The organism is Pseudomonas sp. MWU16-30316 (genome assembly GCF_020515645.1).
In the GTDB taxonomy this organism is placed as follows: domain Bacteria; phylum Pseudomonadota; class Gammaproteobacteria; order Pseudomonadales; family Pseudomonadaceae; genus Aquipseudomonas; species Aquipseudomonas cerasi.
Genome location: NZ_JAIZAZ010000002.1, coordinates 511,013 through 529,247 on the forward strand (window position 1 = coordinate 511,013; position 18,235 = coordinate 529,247).

Sequence of the window (18,235 nt, forward strand, 5' to 3'; positions counted from 1 at the left end):
ATCATGAATGACCTGCAAACGGATGAGCTCAAGACGCCGGATGAAAACAGCGCAATGGTGCTTCTGGTGGATGATCAGGCCATGATTGGTGAAGCCGTACGACGCGGCCTGGCCGGCCATGAGTCCATCGACTTTCATTTTTGTGCCGACCCGCATCAGGCGATTGCACAGGCCGTGCAGATCAAGCCGACGGTGATTCTGCAGGACCTGGTGATGCCGGGCCTGGACGGGCTGACGCTGGTTCGCGAGTACCGCAGCAACCCGCTGACCCGCGATATCCCGATCATCGTGCTGTCCACCAAGGAAGACCCGCTGATCAAGAGCGCGGCGTTCACGGCCGGGGCCAACGACTATCTGGTCAAGCTGCCGGACAACATCGAGCTGGTGGCGCGCATTCGCTATCACTCGCGCTCGTACATGACCCTGTTGCAGCGCGACGAGGCCTATCGGGCCCTGCGCGTCAGCCAGCAACAACTGCTCGATACCAATCTGGTTCTGCAGCGCCTGATGAATTCCGATGGCCTCACGGGGCTGTCGAACCGCCGCCATTTCGACGAGTATCTGGAACTGGAGTGGCGCCGTGCAGTTCGCGAGCAGACCCAGTTGTCGTTGCTGATGATCGATGTGGACTACTTCAAACCCTACAACGACAACTTCGGGCATCTTGAGGGTGACGAGGCCCTGCGTCAGGTCGCCAAGGCAATCCGCAACAGTTGCAGTCGCCCGTCGGACTTGCCGGCTCGCTACGGCGGCGAGGAGTTCGCCATGGTCCTGCCCAACACCTCGCCGGGAGGGGCGCGTCTGCTGGCTGAAAAGCTGCGCCAGAGTGTCTCCGGCATGAATATCCCGCATATGGCGCCAGCGCCTGGCTCCAGCCTGACGGTGAGTATCGGCGTGGCAACCGTGACGCCGCAGCTCGGAATGCACAGCCGTCAGCTGATTCTGGATGCCGACAAGGGGCTTTATCAGGCCAAGAATAACGGGCGCAATCAGGTCGCGGCGGGCTGACGCCGGCAGCGACCGGTAAATAGGCCTCACAACGCCCGCTCGACGGGCTGCTTTCGTGGCCTTGCCTGGGGTATACTCGTCGGCTTTGAAAATTTCGCCTGCGAGTGCTGCCTACCATGGAAATCAACCCGATCCTAAACAGCATCAAGGATTTGTCCGAGCGCTCCGAAACCATTCGGGGGTATCTTTGACTACGATCACAAACATGATCGTCTGACCGAAGTCAACCGCGAGCTCGAAGATCCAAACGTCTGGAACAACCCGGCCTACGCCCAGGAACTGGGGCGCGAGCGCTCCCTGCTGGCGCAGATCGTAGAAACCCTGGACGAAATGTCCTCGGGTCTGGCCGATGCCAAAGACCTGTTGCTGATGTCTGCCGAAGAAGAAGACCAGGCTGCCGTCGATGACGTCGCCGCCGAAGTCGAGCGCCTGCGCGAATCGCTGGAAAAGCTCGAGTTCCGCCGCATGTTCAGCGGCGACATGGACCCCAACAACGCTTATCTGGACATCCAGGCCGGCTCCGGTGGCACCGAAGCGCAGGACTGGGCGAACATCCTGCTGCGCATGTACCTGCGCTGGGCTGACAAGCGCGGTTTCGACGCTACCATCATGGAACTGTCTGCCGGTGAGGTCGCCGGTATCAAGGGCGCTACCGTGCATATCAAGGGCGAATACGCCTTCGGCTGGTTGCGTACCGAGATCGGCGTTCACCGTCTGGTGCGCAAGAGCCCGTTCGACTCCGGCAACCGTCGCCACACCTCGTTCTCGGCCGTATTCGTTTCGCCGGAAATCGATGACAACATCGAAATCGACATCAATCCGGCGGATCTGCGCATCGACACCTACCGTTCTTCCGGGGCCGGTGGTCAGCACGTAAACACCACTGACTCGGCGGTGCGGATCACCCACGTTCCGACCAATACCGTGGTCAGCTGCCAGAACGAGCGTTCCCAGCATGCGAACAAGGACACCGCCATGAAAATGCTGCGGGCCCGTTTGTATGAGCAGGAAGTGCAGAAGCGCAATGCAGCGTCCCAGGCACTCGAAGACACCAAGTCCGATATCGGCTGGGGTCATCAGATTCGCTCCTACGTACTGGACGCCTCGCGTATCAAGGACCTGCGGACCAACATCGAACGCAGCGACTGCGACAAGGTGCTTGATGGCGATATCGACGAATACCTGATCGCGAGCCTCAAGCAAGGGCTGTAAACCGTCAGCCGACACCTCAAGTCCCTCGTCGCAAGTCGAGGGCGAACCTGTGATGGAATCTTTAAAGACATGAGCGACCAACAACTCGACCCGCAAGCCCTGCAACAGGAAGAAAACACCCTGATCGCCTTGCGCAAGGAAAAGCTTGCAGCAGGCCGTGCCAAGGGTCAGGCCTTCCCCAACGACTTCCGCCGCGACAGCTACTGCAATGACCTGCAGAAACAGTACGTCGACAAGACCAAGGAAGAACTGGCAGAGGCAGCGATTCCGGTCAAGGTTGCCGGTCGCATCATGCTCAACCGTGGCTCGTTCATGGTGATCCAGGACATGACCGGGCGCATCCAGGTCTATGTCAACCGCAAGACCCTGCCTGAAGAAACCCTGGCCGAGGTGAAAACCTGGGACCTGGGCGACATTATCGCTGCCGAAGGTACTCTGGCACGCTCCGGCAAGGGCGACCTGTACGTCGAGATGACCAGCGTTCGTCTGCTGACCAAATCTTTGCGTCCGCTGCCCGACAAGCACCATGGCCTGACCGATACCGAACAGCGCTACCGTCAGCGTTACGTCGACCTGATCGTCAACGAAGACGTGCGCGAGACCTTCCGCGTGCGCTCGCAGGTTATCGCTCACATCCGCAGCTTCCTGATGAAGCGCGACTTCCTCGAAGTCGAAACGCCGATGCTGCAGACCATTCCCGGTGGCGCGGCGGCCAAGCCGTTCGAAACCCATCACAATGCGCTGGACATGGAAATGTTCCTGCGTATCGCCCCGGAGCTGTACCTCAAGCGATTGGTGGTCGGTGGTTTCGAGAAGGTCTTCGAGATCAATCGCAACTTCCGTAACGAAGGTGTTTCGACCCGGCACAACCCCGAGTTCACCATGCTCGAGTTCTACCAGGCCTACGCCGATTACGAAGACAACATGGACCTCACCGAGGAACTGTTCCGCGAACTGGCGCAACTGGTTCTGGGTACCACCGACGTGCCTTACGGCGACAAGGTGTTCCACTTCGGCGAACCGTTCGTGCGCCTGTCGGTGTTCGACTCGATCCTCAAGTACAACCCCGAGCTGACCGCTGCCGACCTGCAGGACATCGACAAGGCCCGCGCCATCGCGAAAAAGGCCGGTGCCAAGGTGCTGGGCTTCGAAGGTCTGGGTAAATTGCAGGTGATGATTTTCGAAGAGCTGGTCGAGCACAAGCTGGAACAGCCTCACTTCATTACCCAGTACCCGTTCGAAGTGTCGCCGCTGGCGCGCCGCAATGACGAAAACCCGAATGTTACCGACCGTTTCGAGTTGTTCATCGGCGGTCGCGAAATCGCCAATGCCTACTCCGAGCTCAACGACGCCGAAGATCAGGCCGAACGCTTCCAGGCTCAGGTGGCCGACAAGGATGCCGGTGACGACGAAGCCATGCACTACGACGCCGACTTCGTCCGCGCGCTGGAGTACGGCATGCCGCCGACGGCAGGCGAGGGGATCGGTATCGACCGGTTGGTGATGCTGCTCACCGACTCGCCATCGATCCGTGATGTGATCCTCTTCCCGCACATGCGCCCGCAAGCGTAATCAGTGGAAAAACAGCCGCCTTCATTGGGCGGCTTTTTTTTAAGTGTTTTTTCAGATCGACTCATTTCAGAGCGACTTATAAGGAAGCTGTCGTGACGATTGCCAGAGAAGGGGCCGCCGGAGTAGCGAGCGCGGTGGCCAAAAGTGTCAAGTATCAGGGGCGCAAGGCTGCGCGTGAGGGCAGTGAGCAACGCAGGCAGGTCATTCTCGATGCCGCCATGCGTATCGTGGTGCGTGACGGCGTACGCGCCGTACGCCATCGTGCAGTGGCCGCCGAAGCCAGCGTACCGCTGTCGGCAACCACCTATTACTTCAAGGACATCGATGATCTGCTGACCGATGCCTTCGCCCAGTATGTACAGCGTAGTGCCGACTATCTGGCGCGGCTGTGGCAAAACACTGAAGGCATTCTGCGCGAGATGATGAGCCGCAGTTCCGGGAGCCCGACTGACCGGTTTCGTCTGGCGGACGACATTGCGCGTATGGTGACGGAGCATATTCGCCATCAATTGCTGACCCGGCGTGACTATCTGATCGCCGAGCAGGCGTTCTACCACGAAGCATTGATCAACCCGCGCCTGACGCCGCTGGTCATGGCCCATCAGGAAATTCTTCTGCAAGGCAGTTGTCAGTTCTTTCAGGTGATCGGTTCCCTGCAGCCCTATCAGGATGCTCAGGTGTTGACGGGGCTTATTCGTCGCATTGAGTATCAAGGTCTGCTGCATGGGCCGCAGCGTCAGGCGGACGAAGAAATGCTCTGTATCCTGACGCGGCAGATGCGTCTGGTCCTGGGGACCCCGCAGCCGCTTCGAGGGTGACTATACTGCTGCGCGAGTGCCTGGGATCGGCTGTTCAGATGGCTTGACGATCCTGCCGGTTTCGATATTTTCCAGAGGTGGCGTGTTGTTCGGCGCCGCCAAGCAGTAGCGTGACAGCCAGCCAAGGAGTACCGGTGGACGAGTATCAACAGACTATTCGTGCTTTATCGGATCGGATCGTCGTTGCACAGACGCCGATTCGCATTCTGGATGCAGTTAAATGGGATGAGAACGTCCGCAAGGAGTTTCTGGCCGCCAAGGGCAAGGCGCTTCCTGCCGTGGACCGCGCCTACTACGAAAACCGTCCGCTGGGTTTCGACTCTTCCGCCTTGAAACAGGAGTTTCAGAACATCGAGCGCGACGTCACGCGCCAACTGGGGCAGTTCAATCCGGTCGGTCAGATCATGCGCCGCATGTGCCGTGAGTACCGCATGGTGGTGCGTATGCTCGAGGCCCGCGGTACGTCCGACTTCGGCCTGATTTCTCAGGAACTGTACGGCGCGGCATCCGACGCCTTTCATGCGGGTGACCCGACGCTGGCCGATCTTGGCTTGATGCTTTCGGATTACCTGAACAACATTGCCGGACGCGGCGACCTGAAGGACGAGCCGAAAACGCTCACCGCCAAGGACGCCGTTTCGCTGCTGCAATCGCGTTTGAACCGCGTGTTCGGTGAGGCCGAGGAGACCATCCGGGTTTTCGAATCCGACGGGATCGTCGCTGATGCGGCTGCCGGTGCCGACTACATCAAGATCCGCACCGACGCCATGTTCAACGAGCGCGACGTCCGTGCGCTGGAAGTGCACGAAGGGCTGGTGCACGTGGGTACCACGCTGAACGGGCAAAACCAGCCGATCTGTACGTTCTTGTCCAAGGGGCCGCCGTCGTCGACGGTGACGCAGGAAGGCCTGGCGATTCTCATGGAAGTCATCGCCTTTGCATCCTATCCCAGCCGCCTGCGCAAGCTGACCAACCGCACGCGCGCCATTCACATGGCCGAGCAGGGCGCTGATTTTCTGCAGGTGTTCGAGTTCTATCGCGAGCAGGGTTTTGGCATGTCGGAGAGCTACGGCAATGCCAGTCGCGTCTTCCGCGGCTCGGTGCCCAACGGCTTGCCGTTCACCAAGGACCTGTCCTATCTGAAAGGCTTCATCATGGTCTACAACTACATTCAGCTCGCCGTGCGCAAGGGCAAGCTTGAACAGGTGCCGCTGCTGTTCTGCGGCAAGACCACGCTGGAAGACATGCGTACCCTGCGCCAACTGGTGGACGAAGGGCTGGTGGTTGCACCCAAGTACCTGCCCGAGCAGTTCCGGGACATGAACGCCCTGTCGGCCTGGATGTGCTTCTCCAACTTCCTCAACCACCTGAGCCTGGACCGCATCGAAGCGGACTACTCGAATATTTTGTAGGCCGAACTGACTATCGTGCCAATGCTCCGCGTTGGCACGCAGTGGGTGACGCTCGGCGTCACAAATCTGCGCCGCGCTGCACAGTCAGGATCGGACGCAGAGCGTCCAGAACGGCATTCCCACGCTGGAGCGTGAGGAACGATAATCTTGTAACTATCGTGCCATTGCTCTGCGCCAGCACGGCAGTGATGTGGCGATGAAAACAACAAGGAAACCTCATTTGAAACTGCTCGGCATCTTCACCCTGATCCTTGCGCTCACCGGTTGCAGTTCGATGTTGTTCTACCCCGAACCAGGTGTTCCGTTCACGCCCGACAAGGCGCGCCTGCAGTATCAGGACGTGAACCTCACTGCGGCCGACGGTACACGCCTGCATGGCTGGTGGCTGCCCGCCAGGGAAGGCGTGCCGGTGAAGGGTACGGTGCTGCATCTGCATGGCAACGGTGGCAACCTGTCCTGGCACCTTGGTGGCGTCTGGTGGTTGCCCGAGCAGGGTTATCAGGTGCTGATGCTGGATTACCGCGGCTATGGCGAGTCGCAGGGCGAGCCGAGCCTGCCTGCGGTCTATAAGGATGTTCAAGCCGCTTTCGACTGGTTGAACACTGCACCGCAAGTGCAAGGCAAACCCCTTGTGGTTCTGGGACAAAGTATTGGTGGAGCACTGGCAGTGCATTACCTGTCCGAACACCCGCAGGAGCGCTCGCGGCTCAAGGCATTGGTGCTGGACAGCGTGCCGGCCAGCTACCGCAGCGTCGCGCGAAACTCGCTGAGTAAATCGTGGCTGACCTGGCCATTGAAAACGCCCTTGTCCTGGCTGATCCCGGAGGCAGACAGTGCCGTCAACGGCCTGCCACGATTGGCCGGCACGCCGATGCTGATCTTTCACAGCATGGACGACACGCTGGTACCACTCGCCAACGGTATCGAGCTGTACAAGGCCGCGCCACCACCGCGCGTATTGCAATTGACCCGGGGCGAGCACGTACAGACATTCGCAGACCCTCTCTGGCGTCAGGTGATGCTGCGTTATCTGGACGATCCGACGCATTTCAACGGCCTGCGCCGCCTTGCGGAAGTGCCCAACTACCCGACCCCCGCCACACCGCCAGCGCCATGAGTGGCGACCGTAACCTCAATGGCATGATCCTCAGCGCTGTCGGTGCAGTCATCGGCACGGTGGGCTGCCTGTGGCTTTACGGTTACCTGCACTTCGCAAAGCCAGAAGATGCGCTGCTGCTCGGTGAATTCACACTGCTAAAAACCGTACCCGGCGAGGATTATAAAGTCGCTGCCACGCCGGCCGCCGAGGTGGCGCAGTGCGTTGATGGCGTACTGGTGTTGTTCGATACGTCACGAAAAGGTCTGTCGGGCGTATTGATCGATGATCGCAGGCAGGCAGTACGTTGCCTGGGTCAGCAAACGCCTCGGCAATAAAGACAGCGGTAAAAACCCTCGCCCATGAAAAAGCCCCGCCTGTATGCGCAGGCGGGGCTTCGGTGCAGCAGCTCAGTCGCTTATTTCATCGAAGAGCGTGGTGCAACAGGCTGGTTGTCGTTGGAGATGGTGACTTCCACACGACGGTTCATGGCGCGGCCCGAGTTGCTGGAGTTGTCAGCAACCGGGTATTCCTTGCCATAACCCATGGTCACAACGCGCGCTGGGTCTACACCCATGCGTACCAGAGCCATGCGCACCGAGTTGGCGCGACGCTCGGACAGCGACTGGTTGTAGGAAGCCGAACCGGTGCTGTCGGTATAGCCTTCGACAATCACTTTACGGTCCGGGTTTTCCTGCAGGAAGCCAGCCAGCTTGCCAATGTCGCCCTGGGCGGTTGGCTTCAGTTCGGCCTTGTTGTAGTCGAACAGTACGTCACCGAAAGTCACCAGCGTACCGCGTTCGGTCTGCTTGGCGTTCAGGCTGTTTTTCAGTGCAGCGATCTGCGCGTCACGCGCTTCCAGACGGGCCTTGGCGCGGTCGGCAGAAGCGTTTTGCAGAGCTGCTTCAGAGGTACGCAGGGCGATGGTCTGTTTGGCCAGCTCGATACGCTGGTTGGTCAGGTACGACAGTTGATCGACTTTCTGTACGTCTTCATCGTTACGGAAGGCCTGTTCTGCCTTGGTCAGCCATTCGCTGGCGTCCTTGGTTTCCAGGGCTGCGACTTGAGTGGCCTGAGGGTTGGTCTGCAGCGCGGTGAAGTTGCTGCGAGCCTGTTCCAGGTTAGGGTTCGGCTTGGTTGCACAGGCTGCCAAGGCAACGCTCATGGCCAGCAGAGCAGGGATCATCAATTGTTTACGCATAATAGGGTCGTCCTTTAATCAGTTACGAATTCATGAAAACAGAAGGGGGCGCAGGGCAATCACTGTACCTGGCGCAGGCCTTCTTCACGGAGTTCGTTGACGCCTTGACGAGCGTCCTGCACGGCCTTGGCAGCTTTGGCGGCCTGAGATTTACGTTCTGCTACGCGAGCGTCCCACTCGGCTTGTTCAGCCAGACGGCGTGCTTCATCGTATTTATGATCCTGCATGGCCAGATCAGCAGCTTTGAGCTTGTCCTGAGCCGACTTCATTTCTACCGCCGCGAACTCGGTACCGCCAGCGCTGACAGCGCTGTTGACGGCCGATTGCGAAACCGCGTACTGCTCGGAGGGCGGGTTACCGGCACAACCGGCCAGGATAAAGGTGCTACCGAGTGCCAGCGCAGCCAGCTTGAGACCGCGCAGGCCTTTGAACTTGGTTTTGGCAGTTAGGGTGTTCATGTTGATCAACTCCAATGTCTGACTCCAACGTGGTTATCCATGACAGTCGTTGCATCAAGTCCGGGCATCAGGTTGTACAACCGCCTACTGCCTTTCGGGCTTTCCTGTAATGGTTAATCGTTCCGACCTGCGCGGTTTTTGAATAGTTCAGATAAATATCTACTGAGCGGTCAGGATTTTTCAGAGGCCTTCAGACGATTGCCAATATGTTATCCATCATATGAAGGGGCGTGAAGCCACGATCAATAACCCTGATGGCGTTCAGGTTTTTGCTGAAGCATTTGTCCAATTGCAGGCTTTTGGTGCACTGTTGGCACAGCGGATTTGAATTCACGTATGCCCGTGCTGCCGAGCGGGTACGCAACTGAGCCCAGATAAAAAGCGGGAGAGGAACGATGGCCGATATCGATGCGCGTCTGCGCGAAGACGTTCACCTGTTGGGTGAGCTGTTGGGGAATACGATTCGTGAGCAGCGAGGCGCTGAATTTCTCGACAAGATCGAGCGTATTCGCAAAGGTGCCAAAGCGGGCAGGCGCGGTTCCGCAGAAGGGGCCGAGCAACTCAGTTCCAGCGTCGACGGGCTGGGTGATGACGAGCTTCTGCCGGTTGCACGTGCGTTCAACCAGTTTCTCAACCTGGCCAATATTGCCGAGCAATATCAGCTCATGCACCGCCGCGACGATAAACAGCCGCTGCCGTTCGAGTCGCGAGTACTGCCCGAGCTGCTTGATCGCCTGAAGGCCGAAGGCCATTCACCTGCTGCCCTGGCACGTCAGCTGAGCAAACTGGAAATCGAGCTGGTGCTGACTGCGCACCCCACCGAGGTCGCACGCCGTACGCTGATTCAGAAATACGACGCCATCGCTGCGCAGTTGGCAGCACTCGATCATCGCGACCTCAACAGCACCGAGCGCACACAGATTACTTCGCGCCTGCAGCGGCTGATCGCCGAGGCCTGGCACACCGAAGAGATCCGGCGCATCCGACCTACGCCGGTCGATGAAGCCAAATGGGGGTTCGCGGTCATTGAACACTCGCTCTGGCACGCCATTCCAAACTACCTGCGCAAGGCTGACCATGCGTTGCATGCGGCCACCGGCCTGCATTTGCCGCTGGAAGCCGCGCCGATCCGTTTTGCCTCCTGGATGGGCGGCGACCGTGACGGTAACCCGAATGTCACGGCTGCGGTCACCCGCGAAGTGCTGTTGCTGGCGCGCTGGATGGCGGCTGACCTGTATCTGCGTGACGTGGACAATCTCGCCGCAGAACTGTCGATGCAGCAAGCCAGTGACGCTTTGCGTGCCAGCGTGGGTGACAGCGCCGAGCCCTATCGGGCGGAGCTCAAACGCCTGCGCGAGCGTTTGCGTGCGACGCGCAACTGGGCCAATGCCTCATTGAGCGAAACCTTGCCTGCGCCGGAAGCGGTGCTGCGGGACAACCGTGAACTGCTGGACCCTTTGCTGCTGTGCTTCCAGTCGCTGCACGAATGCGGCATGGGTGTGATCGCCGACGGGCCGCTTCTGGATTGCCTGCGTCGCGCAGTCACATTCGGTCTGTTTCTGGTGCGTCTGGATGTTCGCCAGGATTCCAGCCGTCACTGCGCAGCGATGACCGAAATCACTGATTACCTGGGGCTGGGTCGCTACGAAGAGTGGGATGAGCAGGCCCGCATCGACTTTCTATTGCGTGAATTGAATAACCGCAGGCCGCTGCTGCCGAGCTACTTCAAGCCGGCAGCCGACACCGCAGAGGTGCTGGCAACCTGCCGGGAGGTGGCAGCCGCTCCAGCGGCGTCCCTGGGGTCTTATGTGATCTCGATGGCCGGCTCGGCCTCGGATGTGCTGGCCGTGCAGCTGCTGCTCAAGGAGTCGGGGCTGCAGCGGCCCATGCGTGTGGTGCCGTTGTTCGAGACACTGGCCGATCTGGATAACGCCGGGCCAGTGATCGAGACGCTGCTCGGGCTGCCGGGCTATCGCTCGCGTCTGCACGGCCCGCAAGAGGTGATGATCGGCTATTCCGACTCGGCCAAGGATGCCGGCACGACGGCGGCGGCCTGGGCGCAGTACCGCGCTCAGGAAAGGCTGGTGGAGATCTGTCGCGAGCAGCAGGTCGAATTGCTGCTGTTCCACGGCCGTGGCGGTACAGTCGGTCGTGGCGGCGGTCCCGCGCACGCGGCGATCCTGTCGCAACCGCCGGGTTCTGTGGCCGGGCGTTTTCGGACCACCGAGCAAGGGGAAATGATTCGTTTCAAATTCGGCCTGCCGGACATCGCCGAACAGAACCTCAATCTTTATCTGGCCGCCGTGTTGGAAGCGACCCTGTTGCCGCCGCCACCTCCACAACCGGCGTGGCGGACGATGATGGACCAGATGGCCGGCGACGGGGTCAGCGCCTATCGCGCGGTGGTGCGTGAGAACCCTGAATTCGTCGAGTATTTCCGCCAGGCGACACCCGAGCAGGAACTGGGGCGTTTGCCACTTGGCAGTCGTCCGGCCAAGCGCCGCGAGGGCGGTGTAGAGAGTCTTCGTGCCATTCCGTGGATCTTCGCCTGGACGCAGACGCGTCTGATGCTGCCCGCCTGGCTGGGTTGGGAAGCTGCACTGAGCAAAGCCCTGGAGCGCGGCGAAGGCGAGGTGCTGGCACAGATGCGTGAGCAGTGGCCGTTCTTCAGAACCCGTATCGACATGCTGGAAATGGTCCTCGCCAAAGCCGATGCGGACATCGCCCGACTCTACGACGAACGTCTGGTCAGCGCCGAGCTGCAACATTTGGGCGCACATTTACGCGACCTATTGTCGCAGGCGTGCAATGTGGTTCTGGGGTTGACCGGGCAGAAGCAACTGCTGGCCCACAGTCCTGAAACACTGGAATTCATCAGTCTGCGCAACACCTACCTTGACCCGTTGCATTTGCTTCAGGCAGAGCTGCTGTCGCGCTCGCGTAATCGTGAAGCCAGTCTGGACAGTCCTCTGGAACTGGCGCTGCTGGTGTCTGTAGCGGGGATTGCTGCCGGTCTGCGCAACACCGGCTGATGGATGAGGCCCATGCCATCGCCGGGCCTTTTCGGTCCGGCGATGGTCAGCGCGGGATTTGCAGGCTGGCCTGCCGTAAACCTTGATACAGGTCATATCACTCTGAAATCAAGGCTGACAAGGCGGTACGCCTGCGCTTACTGCGACTTTCGGCGGCTTGTGCGGCCTCGGTCTGCTGTGTATCTTGATCAGCCTTTCGGCCTATTGGCCTGATTCATTTTTTAGATTGGCCCCCGAGGCGAATCCGATGATTTCACTATAAAAAATTTGAGGAGCATGACGATGCGCGTGATTCTGCTGGGAGCTCCCGGGGCCGGTAAAGGTACTCAGGCAAAATTCATCACTGAAAAGTTCGGCATCCCGCAGGTTTCGACAGGCGACATGCTGCGTGCTGCAGTCAAGGCTGAAACCGAGCTGGGCCTGAAGGCCAAAAGCGTCATGGACTCGGGCGGTCTGGTTTCCGATGACCTGATCATCGGCCTGATCAAGGACCGTCTGGCCCAGCCGGACTGCGCGAACGGCGTGCTGTTCGATGGCTTTCCGCGCACCATTCCACAGGCCGAAGCCCTGTTGAAAGCCGGTCTGGAAATCGACCATGTGCTGGAAATCGCCGTCGATGACGAAGAAATCGTCAAGCGCATGTCCGGCCGCCGGGTTCACGAAGGTTCCGGGCGCATCTACCACACCATCTTCAATCCGCCGAAGGTTGAAGGCATTGATGATGTGACCGGCGAACCACTGCTGCAGCGCAAGGACGACGTCGAAGAGACCGTGCGTCATCGCCTGTCGGTGTACCACGCTCAGACCAAGCCGCTGGTCGAGTTCTACAGCAAGCTGGAAGCGAAGAACGGCAAGCCCAAGTGCAGCCATATTCCGGGCGTCGGTTCGGTTGAGGACATCACTGCAAAAGTACTGGAAGCCCTGAAGTAAGGCTCTCGGTCTGAACAATAAATGGCCCGCTTGCGGGCCATTTGTCATTTATACTGCTGCACTTTTTCACATTGACCACGACGGAAACACCGATGACCACCTTGCTGGCCCTGGACACCGCCACTGAAGCCTGCTCGGTCGCTTTGCTGCATGACGGCAAGGTGCTGAGCCACTACGAGGTGATCCCGCGCCTGCATGCCCAGCGGCTGCTGCCCATGATCAAAAGCCTGATGGCCGAGGCGGGCATTGCCATGTCGGCGCTGGACGCCATCGCTTTCGGGCGCGGTCCCGGCGCGTTTACCGGCGTGCGTATTGCCATCGGCGTCGTGCAAGGCCTGGCATTCGCCCTTGAGCGTCCGGTGCTGCCCGTGTCGAACCTCGCCGTGCTGGCGCAGCGCGCCTTGCGCGAACACGGCGTGTCGCAGGTGGCATCGGCTATCGATGCGCGCATGGACGAGGTGTACTGGGGTTGCTATCACGAGGCCGCCGGGGAAATGCGCCTGTTGGGCGAAGAGGCGGTGATGGCGCCCGAATTGGCCGCGCTGCCTGCGCACGCCAGCGGGCAGTGGTTTGGCGCCGGTACGGGCTGGGGCTATGCAGAGCGTATTCCGCTCAGTCTGACAGGCCATGATGCAGCCATGCTGCCGCACGCGCAGGATCTGTTGACGCTGGCAACCTTTGCCTGGCACCGCGGCGAAGCCCTGCCTGCGGATGACGCTCAGCCGGTTTACCTGCGTGACAAGGTGGCTACGCCGAAGGCGCGTTGACGGAAGGGCGGGGCTTGCACAACAGCCTGCCGCATTCCATGCAGATGTCTTTCAATACTCGCCAACCGCGCAGCCAGTATTTAAAAATATCAGTTTGCCATCTACCGTTTATCGTCTGAATGGTCTTTAATCTCATTTGGCGATAACAAGTTGCAAGATATGTGGTCTAGTTATCGTTACGCAATTTGCGAACTACAAGGCGGTAACGCTAAATTGCTACTATCGACGCCGAGTACATAATCGATGCGCATAGACGGAACCTCATCACGCTCGTATCCCATCAAGCGAAAGCCGCAGAAAACGCCTTCGACCGTCGAAGGGTCTTTTGAGGAAGTCGTAGTTGATGCCGAGTTGCCGCCGCCCCCAGCGCGCGCTCGCCGTGAAACGGGTGATTCACCGATTGGCAGCACTGCCAACGTGCCTGCGCGTCCGCAAGACATCATTTTTCCGCGCTCCATGAGCTCTCGTGTCGCCCACGCGCTGGCCAGTTATATGGCCACTGCCAGTTTTGTCGATTGGGACCTTGAAGTATCGGGGCTCGATCTGCACGTTTGATTGTGTCCCGTCTGCCTTACTACGTTGGTTGTCCGTCATGGAGTGAAAACGCCTGGCGCGATTCGCTGTATCCAGAAGATGCCCGCCCCAATGATTTCCTGAATCTTTACACTCAGGTATTCAACGCTGTCGAAGGCAACACCACTTTCTACGCCCGTCCCGCCGCCACCACGGTGCAGCGCTGGGCAGAAACGATGCCCGACGATTTTCGTTTCACCGCCAAATTCCATAAAGACATCAGTCATAACGGCGACCTTCGTGAGCAGGTCGGCGCCGCTGAGGAATTCATCCGGTTACTTGCGCCTCTGGGCGGGCGGATCGCGCCGTTCTGGCTGCAGTTGCCCGCCAGCTTCACGCCGCAGCGTCTGGCCGAGCTGGCCGGCTTTCTCGACGAACTCAACGTGCCGCTTGCCGTAGAAGTGCGCAATATGGCGTTTTTCCTGAAAGGTGATGAAGAGCGCATGCTCAATCGCCTGTTGCTGGACCGAGGCGTCGAGCGCATCTGTCTCGATTCCCGCGCGTTGTTCAGCTGCGTCTCAAGCGATCCCGCAGTCCTGCACGCCCAATCGAAAAAACCCAAGGTGCCACCTCGTCCGGCCGCGCTGACCCTGTTTCCTCAGGTCCGTTTCATCGGCGGTCCTGACCTGGAGGCCAATGATCAGTTTTTGGTGCAGTGGGTGGAAAAGGTCGCCGTGTGGATCGAAGAGGGGCGCACGCCTTATGTCTTCCTGCACACCCCGGACAACATCAGGGCTGCCGAACAGGCCATGCGCTTTCATCAGCAACTGATGGCGCGATTGCCTGGCCTGCCGGCATTGTTCGAACTGGATCGCGGGCCTCAGGTGGAACAGTTGGGCTTGCTCTGAGGTCTTCCAGGTGTGGGCTGACAGAGTCCGACCTTGTGGAGAGCCCGCTTATGGATTCGCAACTGCGCTGTTTTGTTCCTGTTCACAGATTTTCTGTTCGATTCGCACCCGTTGCGCGGGTCAAGGGTTAAGCATGCGCGTGCTGCTGGTATTCCTGCTGCTCTGTGCAATGGGGGCGTTCGCCGTCTGGCGCGGCTGGGTCGATGTACCCGAGCGCTGGAACCCGTGGGCGCCGTTGGATGTGCGGGCCGAGCCCAACTTTCTGACGTCTTACAAGCTGTCGCGACTGCAAAATGATCCCGCGCTGTGCGATCAGGTGCTGAGTTCGTCAGGGTTGCGTTTCAGTCGCCAGGCCGACAGTGATCCTTCTGCCCGTTGCCCCCTGGAAAATACCCTGCGCATTCAGGGTGGCGACGTGGCGCTGAGCAGCAGCTTTCTGGCCAGTTGCCCGTTGGCGGTCGCCTATGCGCTGTTTGATATTCACACCTTGCAACCCGCCGCCCAGGCTGTTTTCGGCCAGCGGGTAGCGCGGATCGATCATTTGGGCAGCTTTGCCTGCCGCAACATCTACAACCGCGCCAATGCTCGGCTCAGCCAGCACGCCACGGCCAATGCGCTGGACATGGCAGGTTTTCGCCTGGCAGACGGTCAGCGCATCGTTGTTCTCAAGGATTGGGGCGACGAGGGGGAAAAGGGGCGTTTTCTGAGGCTGTTACGTGACGGTGCCTGCAAAAACTTCAGCACGGTGCTCGGGCCTGAGTACAACGCTACGCATCGCGATCATTTTCACGTCGACATGGGGCGCTGGTCGGTGTGCAGGTAAGTGTTCGGGCTTATGCCGCCATGCGCAGGTTCTGCAGGATCAGCGGACGTGCCCAGCCGTTCTCGTAGTCGAACTGGCGCTGTTGGGCGGCGATGGTCTGCTCATCCAGAGGTTGGGCAGGCTTGTCGGCCAGTTCCCATTCGAATTCGGCAATCGGCAGATGCAGCGGGCGTGGCTGCGGGCCTGGGCCTGGTTTGACGCTATCGTCATAAGGGTTCAGAACGGTAGGGCGTACCCAGTGGCTCTCGAACTCCAGATGGCGTTGCTGTTCGATCATTTCAGCCATGCTGAACGGCTCTGCAGGCGGAGGCAGCAGATCAAGGTCAAACTCGGCAATCGGCAGGAACAGCGGCTCTGGAGGCTTGACCTCTGTATCGGTGACCGGGCAGGTGCGTTGCTCGACGATCTTGCTCAGGGTTTTGGCGCCAGCGACCGGCTCGCCTGTTTCTACATCCACCTCAACAGCCGTCGGGTGTACGGGTACTGAAGCGCTTTCACTGACCTGATCCGCCATCGCCCGGGCAAATGCATCCGACCACAGCTGTGTCACACCACCCAGTGTGCGGCTGTTGCGTACGCTAAAGTCGCCTGAGTGCGACAAATAGCCGATGGATGATTGAACAATCTCTGACATAGCGATCAGTACTGGCCTTGGGTCTGGCAAAATGCCGGATACTTGGTTATCGGCAGACTTTGCCGATCATTAACAATTTTTGAGTGTGTAGACGCAATGATTGAGCAGCAAGCAGGCAGTCGTATCCGGGTCGAAGCCCTGGCCGTTGGCGAGCAGGAGCAGGCGGCGCAATGGGCGCAGCGCCTGGGCCTGCCGTTGAGCGATGCGCACGCTGATTTTGCACTGCAACTGACTGACGACGGGCTGCAATTGCAGCAGTTGGGCGATGATGCACCGGGCGCTGTACGTGTCGACTTTGTCGAGGGCGCAGTCGCTCACCGGCGGCTGTTCGGTGGTGGGACCGGGCAGATGATTGCCAAAGCGGTCGGTATTCAGCCAGGCATTCGCCCCAGCGTGCTGGACGCAACGGCAGGCCTTGGCAAGGATGCGTTCGTGCTCGCGAGTCTCGGTTGCGACATGAGTCTGATCGAGCGTCAGCCGATCATCGCTGCATTGCTGGAAGACGGTCTGGCCCGTGGGCGCGGTGATCGTGATGTCGGTTCTATCATCGCCCGGATGCGCCTGTTGACCGGCAACTCGATCGATATCATCCGTGCCTGGACAGGGGAGCCGCCTCAGGTGATCTACCTGGACCCGATGTTTCCGCACCGGGAAAAGACCGCACTGGTGAAAAAGGAAATGCGTCTGTTCCGGCCATTGGTCGGTGATGACATGGACGCGCCTGCGTTGCTTGAGGCAGCACTGGCGCTTGCCACCCACCGCGTGGTGGTCAAACGCCCGCGCAAGGCCCCCTGCATCGACGGCCTCAAGCCAGGTTATGCGCTGGACGGCAAATCCAGCCGCTACGACATTTACCCGAAGAAGGCCTTGAAGCCCAAGGCAGCCGCAGAGGAAAGCGGTGCATAGCGCCTATTCTCAACGGCCCGGGCCCGAGTCAAACGCAGAGGCGCCCGTGAATACAGGCGCAGACCTTATACTCAAAGCGCGCCAAATACCTTCTTCGCCAGGCCCGTAGCGGCAGCAGCAGGGTTGGCGCGGATGCTTTCTTCCTGTTTGGCGATCATTTCGAACAGCCCGTTCAGCGCTTGTTCGGTCACGTAGCCTTCAAGGTTGGCACTTTTGCTGTCAAGCGCACCAAGCGCCGCCGCTTTGCCGGCAAAGGCATTGTACTTCTGGGCCAGACCCACCTGATCGGTGGACTTCTTGACGATAGGCAGGAACCTGGCGCGGATCTGCTCGCGGCTGGTGCTGCTCAGGTACTGGGTGGCCGAGTCCTTGCCGCCGCTGAGAATGGCCTTGGCGTCGGTTACGCTCATCTTCTTCACTGCATCCACAAGCAGTGCCTGAGCTTGAGGCACGGCGGCTTCGGCGGCCTGGTTCATGCTGGTTTCCAGCTGATCGACCTGAGTGCCCATGCCCAGCATTTTCATCTTCTTCGCGATCTGGCCGAGTTTGCCCGGCAGCTCGATGCGCACCTCTTCATTTTTGCTGAAACCACCGGGAACGCCGAGCTGTTTGACGGCGACCTGTGCGCCCTGAGTCAGGGCATCCTTGAGTCCACCGGTTGCGTCCGATTGCGAGAGGTCGCTCAACGACAGGGCGAAAACGTTGGCCGACAGCAGAAGGCCAGCGCACAGGCCGGCCAGGGAGAACGAAAAACGAAGCATGAGAGCGTCCTTGTTGAAGTGGGTTCTGACCTGAACCCGGGGCGATAGTGGTGCGGTGCATGAGCAAGCGTATCAGGAAGTCGCGACAGGCACTTGCACCCGGTAGCGATGGACGTCAATCGATGTCGAGGGGATGAAGCTTTGTGAAACGACAACGGCGCGCCGAGGCGCACCTTTGAAGGGA

Annotated in this window: 18 protein-coding genes; 14 read left to right on the forward strand and 4 right to left on the reverse strand. The window is 59.6% G+C overall.

The annotated features are described in order from the left end of the window. Positions 1 to 3 precede the first annotated feature (3 nt). The 7 genes from LCH65_RS09075 (at position 4) to LCH65_RS09105 (ending at position 7,456) form a co-directional block, all read left to right on the forward strand. Positions 4 to 1,008 (forward strand): PleD family two-component system response regulator, encoded by a 1,005-nt coding sequence (locus LCH65_RS09075; protein WP_003364923.1) that lies wholly within the window; start codon positions 4 to 6, stop codon positions 1,006 to 1,008. A 116-nt stretch (positions 1,009 to 1,124) separates the two neighbouring features. After that, positions 1,125 to 2,220 (forward strand): peptide chain release factor 2 gene (gene prfB, locus LCH65_RS09080; protein ID WP_096102164.1). Its coding sequence is split into 2 segments (ribosomal slippage): positions 1,125 to 1,196 and positions 1,198 to 2,220, totalling 1,095 coding nucleotides; the frame shifts between segments, so codons are not numbered across the junction. 69 nt (positions 2,221 to 2,289) lie between these two features. Beyond that, entirely contained in the window at positions 2,290 to 3,792 is a 1,503-nt protein-coding gene (gene lysS / locus LCH65_RS09085) for a lysine--tRNA ligase (protein WP_003364921.1), read from the forward strand. 92 nt (positions 3,793 to 3,884) lie between these two features. Further along, entirely contained in the window at positions 3,885 to 4,610 is a 726-nt protein-coding gene (locus LCH65_RS09090) for a TetR family transcriptional regulator (RefSeq protein WP_003364919.1), read from the forward strand. Positions 4,611 to 4,744: 134 nt separating this feature from the next. Beyond that, the gene (locus LCH65_RS09095; RefSeq protein ID WP_003433414.1) at positions 4,745 to 6,022 is read left to right on the forward strand and encodes a flavohemoglobin expression-modulating QEGLA motif protein; all 1,278 of its coding nucleotides are present in this window, start codon (positions 4,745 to 4,747) and stop codon (positions 6,020 to 6,022) included. Between the two features lie 220 nt (positions 6,023 to 6,242). Next, entirely contained in the window at positions 6,243 to 7,139 is an 897-nt protein-coding gene (locus tag LCH65_RS09100) for an alpha/beta hydrolase (protein ID WP_058416019.1), read from the forward strand. Continuing rightward, entirely contained in the window at positions 7,136 to 7,456 is a 321-nt protein-coding gene (locus tag LCH65_RS09105) for a hypothetical protein (protein WP_058416020.1), read from the forward strand. Before LCH65_RS09100 ends, LCH65_RS09105 begins: the two co-directional genes overlap by 4 nt. Positions 7,457 to 7,536: 80 nt before the next feature. On the opposite strand, the gene LCH65_RS09110 is transcribed toward LCH65_RS09105, so the two are convergent. Together LCH65_RS09110 and LCH65_RS09115 are read right to left on the reverse strand one after the other, a co-directional pair. Continuing rightward, positions 7,537 to 8,319: an OmpA family protein gene (locus tag LCH65_RS09110; RefSeq protein WP_003364910.1), complete on the reverse strand. Its 783-nt coding sequence runs from the start codon at positions 8,317 to 8,319 to the stop codon at positions 7,537 to 7,539. Positions 8,320 to 8,378: 59 nt separating this feature from the next. Next, entirely contained in the window at positions 8,379 to 8,792 is a 414-nt protein-coding gene (locus tag LCH65_RS09115; protein ID WP_003409265.1) for a DUF4398 domain-containing protein, read from the reverse strand. Positions 8,793 to 9,172: 380 nt separating this feature from the next. Between LCH65_RS09115 and ppc the strand changes: the two genes are divergently transcribed. From ppc to LCH65_RS09145, 6 genes are all read left to right on the forward strand, one after another. Then, entirely contained in the window at positions 9,173 to 11,809 is a 2,637-nt protein-coding gene (gene ppc, locus LCH65_RS09120; RefSeq protein ID WP_003433410.1) for a phosphoenolpyruvate carboxylase, read from the forward strand. 282 nt (positions 11,810 to 12,091) lie between these two features. Further along, positions 12,092 to 12,739 carry an adenylate kinase gene (adk, locus tag LCH65_RS09125; protein ID WP_003364903.1) on the forward strand — a complete coding sequence of 216 codons (648 nt, stop codon included), beginning with the start codon at positions 12,092 to 12,094 and terminating at the stop codon, positions 12,737 to 12,739. 92 nt (positions 12,740 to 12,831) lie between these two features. Further along, positions 12,832 to 13,506, forward strand: a complete 675-nt coding sequence (gene tsaB / locus LCH65_RS09130) for a tRNA (adenosine(37)-N6)-threonylcarbamoyltransferase complex dimerization subunit type 1 TsaB (protein ID WP_003433409.1) — start codon at positions 12,832 to 12,834, stop codon at positions 13,504 to 13,506. 243 nt (positions 13,507 to 13,749) lie between these two features. After that, positions 13,750 to 14,061 (forward strand): hypothetical protein, encoded by a 312-nt coding sequence (locus LCH65_RS09135; RefSeq protein ID WP_003364898.1) that lies wholly within the window; start codon positions 13,750 to 13,752, stop codon positions 14,059 to 14,061. 2 nt (positions 14,062 to 14,063) lie between these two features. Then, a complete protein-coding gene (locus tag LCH65_RS09140) occupies positions 14,064 to 14,927 on the forward strand; it encodes a DUF72 domain-containing protein (RefSeq protein ID WP_032609524.1) in 864 nt (287 codons plus the stop codon). Between the two features lie 133 nt (positions 14,928 to 15,060). Then, positions 15,061 to 15,750, forward strand: a complete 690-nt coding sequence (locus tag LCH65_RS09145) for an extensin family protein (protein WP_003364896.1) — start codon at positions 15,061 to 15,063, stop codon at positions 15,748 to 15,750. Positions 15,751 to 15,760: 10 nt separating this feature from the next. On the opposite strand, the gene LCH65_RS09150 is transcribed toward LCH65_RS09145, so the two are convergent. Further along, complete coding sequence (locus tag LCH65_RS09150; RefSeq protein WP_003364895.1) at positions 15,761 to 16,384, reverse strand: hypothetical protein; 624 nt, start codon at positions 16,382 to 16,384, stop codon at positions 15,761 to 15,763. A gap of 96 nt (positions 16,385 to 16,480) precedes the next feature. Here LCH65_RS09150 and LCH65_RS09155 point away from each other — a divergent pair, with 96 nt between their 5' ends. After that, positions 16,481 to 17,290, forward strand: a complete 810-nt coding sequence (locus LCH65_RS09155; RefSeq protein WP_003364894.1) for a class I SAM-dependent methyltransferase — start codon at positions 16,481 to 16,483, stop codon at positions 17,288 to 17,290. 71 nt (positions 17,291 to 17,361) lie between these two features. Here the strand turns inward: LCH65_RS09155 and LCH65_RS09160 are convergent, their stop codons facing one another. Next, complete coding sequence (locus tag LCH65_RS09160; protein ID WP_003364891.1) at positions 17,362 to 18,051, reverse strand: DUF4197 domain-containing protein; 690 nt, start codon at positions 18,049 to 18,051, stop codon at positions 17,362 to 17,364. Positions 18,052 to 18,235: the final 184 nt, after the last annotated feature.